This window comes from Mesorhizobium sp. M4A.F.Ca.ET.022.05.2.1, assembly GCF_003998845.1.
Lineage (GTDB): Bacteria > Pseudomonadota > Alphaproteobacteria > Rhizobiales > Rhizobiaceae > Mesorhizobium.
This window is the reverse complement of the sequence record NZ_RZOJ01000379.1, coordinates 1-5,804: the sequence shown is the minus strand read 5'-3', so window position 1 is coordinate 5,804 and position 5,804 is coordinate 1. Positions and strand designations below refer to the sequence as shown.

Annotated in this window: 7 protein-coding genes and 1 pseudogene; 5 read left to right on the top strand and 3 right to left on the bottom strand. The window is 64.2% G+C overall.

Translation table 11 applies throughout. From position 1 onward, the window contains the following. From EN745_RS28125 to EN745_RS28110, 4 genes and pseudogenes are all read left to right on the top strand, one after another. A pseudogene (locus tag EN745_RS28125) lies at positions 1–405 on the top strand (helicase); the annotation flags it as partial. A gap of 12 nt (positions 406–417) precedes the next feature. Beyond that, positions 418–804: an RNA-binding S4 domain-containing protein gene (locus EN745_RS28120; RefSeq protein ID WP_127422758.1), complete on the top strand. Its 387-nt coding sequence runs from the start codon at positions 418–420 to the stop codon at positions 802–804. A 147-nt stretch (positions 805–951) separates the two neighbouring features. Continuing rightward, a complete protein-coding gene (gene fdxA, locus EN745_RS28115) occupies positions 952–1,290 on the top strand; it encodes a ferredoxin FdxA (protein ID WP_126057902.1) in 339 nt (112 codons plus the stop codon). 431 nt (positions 1,291–1,721) lie between these two features. After that, entirely contained in the window at positions 1,722–2,303 is a 582-nt protein-coding gene (locus EN745_RS28110) for a CarD family transcriptional regulator (protein ID WP_126057901.1), read from the top strand. 61 nt (positions 2,304–2,364) lie between these two features. Here EN745_RS28110 and EN745_RS28105 read toward each other — a convergent pair whose 3' ends face one another. The 3 genes from EN745_RS28105 to EN745_RS28095 form a co-directional block, all read right to left on the bottom strand. Beyond that, positions 2,365–3,135 carry an amino acid ABC transporter ATP-binding protein gene (locus tag EN745_RS28105; protein WP_126057900.1) on the bottom strand — a complete coding sequence of 257 codons (771 nt, stop codon included), beginning with the start codon at positions 3,133–3,135 and terminating at the stop codon, positions 2,365–2,367. Further along, positions 3,132–3,812 (bottom strand): ABC transporter permease subunit, encoded by a 681-nt coding sequence (locus tag EN745_RS28100; protein ID WP_126057899.1) that lies wholly within the window; start codon positions 3,810–3,812, stop codon positions 3,132–3,134. The genes EN745_RS28105 and EN745_RS28100 overlap by 4 nt, the downstream gene beginning before the upstream one ends. A 166-nt stretch (positions 3,813–3,978) precedes the next feature. Next, a complete protein-coding gene (locus EN745_RS28095; RefSeq protein WP_126057898.1) occupies positions 3,979–4,752 on the bottom strand; it encodes an amino acid ABC transporter substrate-binding protein in 774 nt (257 codons plus the stop codon). Positions 4,753–5,089: 337 nt separating this feature from the next. Here EN745_RS28095 and EN745_RS28090 point away from each other — a divergent pair. Beyond that, positions 5,090–5,804, top strand: a 715-nt coding sequence (locus EN745_RS28090; RefSeq protein WP_127422757.1) for an RNA polymerase factor sigma-32, incomplete at its 3' end; no start/stop codon positions are given.

The window sequence follows — 5,804 nt, the reverse complement described above, 5'->3', positions numbered from 1 at the left end:
CGGCACGACAACCGCCGCGACAATCGCCCGCGCAACGGACCGGCCGCGCAGGGCGGCCGGTCCGACGCAACTGGCGAAGCGGCCGGCCAGCCGGGCGGACGCCCGAATGACGGGCGCCGCGACCAGCGCGACGGTGCCGGCAAGCCGCGCTTCGACCGCTCCAAGTTCAAGCCGAGGCCGCCAGGCGAGGCTGGCGAGCGGCGCGAAGGCAGGCCGCAAGGCGAGCGTCCCGACCGCCGCGACGGCAGGCCCGACTGGAAAGGCGGCCGGCAGGATGGCAAGGGCGGCGCGCAAGCCGGCAAGCCTGCCTTCCAGGCCAAGCCGCGCGACGAACGCCCGGCGCGCTTCGATCCGGACTCGCCCTTCGCCAAGCTCGCCGCCTTGCGCGACCAGCTGAAGAAGTAGCCCGCGGGTACGATGGTCACCGATGCCCGCCAGCGCATCGACAAATGGCTGTTCTTCTCGCGCGCGGTGAAATCTCGCTCGCTGGCGGCGAAGCTCGTGGTCGCTGGCCGCGTGCGCATCAATCGCGACAAAGCAGCGCAGGCCTCCGACATTGTCCGGCCCGGCGACGTGCTGACAATCACGCTGGACCGGCGAATCCTGGTCTGGAAAGTGCTCGGCGCCGGCGCCAGGCGCGGCCCCGCCGAGGAGGCACGCCTGCTCTATGAGGATATGTCGCCGCAACCCACGCCGAAGGGCGAGGCCGTTCCGGACGCTCTTCCGGCTTTACGCGAGGCCGGCAGCGGCCGCCCGACCAAGAAAGAAAGGCGGGAAACCGACCGGCTGCTCGGCGAGGATTGAGGCGGGAACGATCTCAACCGCATCGAGGTTCTGCAACTCCATTCCGGGCGCGACGGCAGCGTCAGGAATGGCCACCCTTGCCAGCGACCGGCAAAGGCGTTACCTCACCAAAAAACCCAGCAGAAATGGGACGTCCCGGAGCCTGCGATGACCTATGTCGTGACCGACAATTGCATAAAATGCAAATACATGGACTGCATCGAGGTCTGTCCGGTCGACTGTTTCTACGAAGGCGAGAACATGCTCGTCATCCATCCGGACGAGTGCATCGACTGCGGCGTCTGCGAGCCGGAATGCCCGGCCGACGCGATTAAGCCGGATACCGAGCCGGGGCTTGAGAAATGGCTGCAGATCAACACCGAATATGCCGAGAAGTGGCCGAACATCACCGCCAAGAAGGAACCGCCGGCCGACGCGAAAAACTTCGACGGCGAGACCGGCAAGTTCGAGAAATATTTCTCGGCCGAGCCCGGCGAAGGCGACTAGCGCATGACCCCGAAAATCGGTTCCGATTTTCGGAAAGGATCATGCGCAAAATCAAAAGTGACGGTGCCGGTCCGGCCGGCATGACGTAACGTAACGGGCATGAAACAGGAACTGCCTTGACAGGCAGCGGCGGCGCTTGGCCTTCGCGAATGCAGCAAAACCTTGATTCTTCCGACTTTTTGTGCTACATCAGCCAAACATGCCGGTGACACAACGTCGATTTATGGCGCAAACGCCCCAAATCACTGAAAGGTGAGCTTCTCAATCCGGACCAGAGCGATCTGGGGCAGGCGGTCGCAATTATGCGGTGTGCTGGCCCTGGCTTTTTCCGGATGGGCTCATCTGTTGTGCGGCTAACGGTCGGCGATCCCGATCGCGCGAGTTCAGCCGGCGCCGCCATGCCGGCGCTACAACAAGGAGTTCAGGGCGTAATGGCAACGATCACCCCGCAGAAGAAGTCCAACGCAGCGCGTCACGGTTTCAAGACCGGCGAGTTCATCGTCTATCCGGCGCACGGCGTCGGCCAGATCGTCTCGATCGACGAGCAGGAAGTCGCCGGCCACAAGCTGGAACTGTTCGTCATCGACTTCCAGAAGGACAAGATGCGCCTCAAGGTGCCGGTCGCCAAGGCGACCTCCATCGGCATGCGCAAGCTGTCGGAAGAGGATTATGTCGACCGCGCGCTTAAGGTTGTGCAGGGCCGTGCCCGCATCAAGCGCACCATGTGGTCGCGCCGCGCCCAGGAATATGATGCCAAGATCAACTCGGGCGACCTGATCTCGATCTCGGAAGTCGTGCGCGACCTCTACCGCGCCGACAACCAGCCGGAGCAGTCCTATTCCGAGCGCCAGCTTTACGAGGCCGCGCTCGATCGCATGGCCCGCGAGATCGCTGCCGTCAACCGCATGTCGGAGACCGAGGCGGTGCGCCTTATCGAGGTCAACCTCAACAAGGGCCCGAAGCGCGGCGCCAAGGCCGACAATGAGGAAGCCGAACAGGAAGAAGCTGCCTGAGCTTTTTTCCTTCGCGAATTCAGAAAACCCGGCCTCGTGCCGGGTTTTTTGTTTCGGAAGGCTACTCGCCGCCAGTTTCCCTGTGCGATTCCTGCCTCAGCGAGGCAATGAAGCGCTTGGTCCGCTCGCGCTCCGGCCTGTCGAACACGACCGAGGCCGGACCTTTCTCGACCACGACGCCGGCATCCAGGAACACCACCTCCTGCGCGATCTTGGAGGCGAGCCTCAGATCGTGCGTGGCCATCACCATGGTCGTGCCTTCCCGGGCGAGCTGGCCGAGCACGTCGACCACTTCCTGCGCGAGCTCCGGGTCGAGCGCCGAGGTCGGCTCGTCGCACAGCAGCACACGCGGCGACGGCGCCAGCGCCCGGGCGATCGCAACACGCTGCTGCTGGCCGCCTGACAGCGTCGCCGGCCAGGCATCGGCCTTGTGCGCCATGCCGACCTTCTCGAGCAGGGCCATTGCCCGTTCGCGGGCTCTGCCGGCCGTCCATCTCAGCACCGTCACCAGCCCTTCCATGACGTTCTCGATCGCGGTGCGATGCGGGAACAGCTGGAAGTTCTGGAACACCATGCCTGTCTGCAGGCGAATGCGCTGGATGTCCCTGGCGGGTACCTTGACCCCCGGACGGAACTGCAGCGTCTCCTCACCGATGCGCAGCGTGCCCGAGCTTGGAATCTCCAACAGATTGATGCAGCGCAGAAGAGTGCTTTTTCCGCCCCCAGAGGGGCCGACAAGCGCCGTCACGCTACCTTCCTCGATGCTGACGGTGACACCCTTCAGGACGAGATTGTCGCCGAACCGCTTCTCGATGTTGTCGAGGCCGATCATGCATTCGCCTCCAGGAAGCCGCCGTAGCGGTTGAGGCGTACCTCCAGCCGCGCCTGCAGCACCGACAGCACCGAGCTCATCACTAGGTAGAGCGCCGCCGCCTCGATGTAGAGGATCAGCGGCTCGTAGGTGGTGGCGACGATGCGCTGCGCCGCCTGGAACATCTCCGGCACGGTGATGGCGGCCGCCAGCGAGGTGTCCTTGACCAGAGAGATGAAGGTGTTGGAAAGCGGCGGCACGGCGACGCGCCCTGCTTGCGGCAGAATCGTGCGCCGCATCGACTGGCTCCAGGTCATGCCGATCGAATAGGACGCCTCCCACTGCCCTTTCGGCACCGAGCCGATGACGGCGCGGATGATCTCCGACGTGTAGGCGCCGATGTTGAGCGTGAAGCCGATCAGCGCCGCGGGAAAGGCATCGAGCAGAATGCCGATCGAGGGCAGACCGTAGAAGATCAGGAACAGCTGCACCAGGAGCGGTGTGCCACGGAATATCCAGACATAGAAGCGGGCCACGGCCGCCAGCGGCTTTGGGCCGAACAGCCTGAGCAGCGCCGTGGCCAGCCCGGCGGCGAGGCCGCAGGCGAACGACAAAAGCGTCAGCGGCACGGTGAAGATCAGCGCCGCCCATAACAGGGTCGGCAGCGATTCCAGCATTAATTGCAGCCAGTGCGGCACGGGGCCCTCTCCTTGCCAGATGCAGCCTGAACAGGCGTCGGTAGAGCCCGCGTCGCGACGTGCGGCTGCGGCGAAGACTGCGGGCGCATATCACGCGAAAATCGGCGAGCCGTCAAAGACGGCCCGCCGATGTCCTGGGGCCGATTCGCGGCCCGATCAGGCGGATTTACTGCGAAACGTCCTGGCCGAAATAGGTGTCGGCGATCTTCTTGTAGGTGCCGTCCGCCTTGATGTCGGCCAGCGCCTTGTTGATCGCGGCGACCAGTTCCGGATCGCCCTTGCGCACGATGACGCCGGAATAGTCGGCGTTCTCTTCCTGCGCGGCGATCTTCACATTGGCGTCGGGCTTGTGCTTCTTGAAATCGAGGAAGGACAGGCTGTCGTTGATGGTGGCGTCGGCGCGGCCGGTGAGCAGAAGCTGGATCGACTGGTCGAAGCCGTCGGTACCGACGAGCTCGGCGCCGTTGATCTCGGCGAGCTTGCCGTAATTGGAGGTCAGCGACTGCGCCGCCTTCTTGCCCTTGAGGTCGGCGAAGGTCTTGATCTCGGTGTCGTCACCGCGCACGATCAGCACCGCCTTGGAGGCGATGTAGGGATCGGAGAAATCATATTTGGCCTTGCGCGCGTCGGTGATGCCGACCTCGTTGATGACGGCGTCGTAGCGGTTGGCGTCGAGGCCGGCGATCAGGCCATCCCACTTGCCTTCGAGGAATTCCACCTTCACGCCGAGCTTGTCCGCGACCGCCTTGGCGATTTCGACGTCGAAGCCGACCAGCGCGCCCGAGGCGTCATGATAGGTGAAGGGCGCATAGGTGCCTTCCGTGCCGACCTTGATGACGCCGGCCTGCTTGATCTGGTCGAGATTGGCGCCGGCATGCCCGGCGGTGACCGCCAGAGCCTGCAGCGTTCCGGCGATGATGAGCGATTTAAGCCATTTCATTTTTCTGTGATCCCGTTTTGGCCGGTGCCCCGGCGCGGTGTAAGAGCCGGAAACTGACAGATAGAGATGCGCGAAATAAGGAACCAGATTTCAAAAGTATGGCATTCCAGAAACGAGATTCTCCGTCTCGTACCAGAAACGGCCCATAACTCCCGCTCCGGCCATTTGTCTCGTCTCCAAGACAACACAAGGCCGTCCGGCCGTCGCGGCGGAACATTCCACTGCATGGCACGTTCTTGGCTTTGTAGGGCGCGGCGCCGCCATTTCAACCGCCGCTGACGCCGCTGAAGGGATCGGACACCGAAATGTCCGTGACGTCAGGACAAGGGAGCGCGGCATGATTGAGGACACGGCAGGACGGACGATGGTCCGCGCGGCGATGAAGGCGCCCTATCTGGAGCGCGAGGAGGAGCATCTCCTGGCCTTGCGCTGGAAAGAGGATAACGACCAGCAGGCACTGCACCGCATCACCGTCGCCCATATGCGGCTGGTCATCTCCATGGCCTCGAGGTTCCGCCACTACGGCCTGCCGCTCGGCGACCTGATCCAGGAGGGCCATGTCGGCCTGCTCGAGGCGGCCGCGCGCTTCGAACCGGAGCGCGAGGTGCGTTTCTCGACCTATGCCACTTGGTGGATCCGAGCCTCGATGCAGGATTACATCCTGCGCAACTGGTCGATCGTGCGCGGCGGCACCAGTTCGGCGCAAAAGGCGCTGTTCTTCAACCTCCGGCGCCTGCGCGCCCGGCTGGCGAATGGCGCCGAGCCGATCTCCAACGCCTCGCTCTATCGCGAGGTGTCGGCGGCGCTCGGCGTGCCCGAAGCCGACGTGGCGATGATGGATTCGCGCCTCTCCGCGCCCGACAGCTCGCTCAATGCGCCGCTTGGCGACGATTCCGGCCCGGCCGAGCGCATGGATTTCCTGATCTCGGACGATCCCCTGCCGGACGAGGTCGTCGGCGACACGATCGACATCGAGCGCCGCTCGCTGTGGCTGAAGGCGGCGCTCGGCGCGCTCAATGCGCGCGAGCTGAGGATCATCGAGGAGCGCCGGC

Excerpts from the sequence above, each read along its gene's own strand:
- EN745_RS28120 (WP_127422758.1), top strand. The coding sequence starts at position 418 with ATGGTCACCGATGCCCGCCAGCGCATCGACAAATGGCTGTTCTTCTCG.
- fdxA (WP_126057902.1), top strand. The coding sequence starts at position 952 with ATGACCTATGTCGTGACCGACAATTGCATAAAATGCAAATACATGGAC.
- EN745_RS28110 (WP_126057901.1), top strand. The coding sequence starts at position 1,722 with ATGGCAACGATCACCCCGCAGAAGAAGTCCAACGCAGCGCGTCACGGT.
- EN745_RS28105 (WP_126057900.1), bottom strand. The coding sequence starts at position 3,135 with ATGATCGGCCTCGACAACATCGAGAAGCGGTTCGGCGACAATCTCGTC.
- EN745_RS28095 (WP_126057898.1), bottom strand. The coding sequence starts at position 4,752 with ATGAAATGGCTTAAATCGCTCATCATCGCCGGAACGCTGCAGGCTCTG.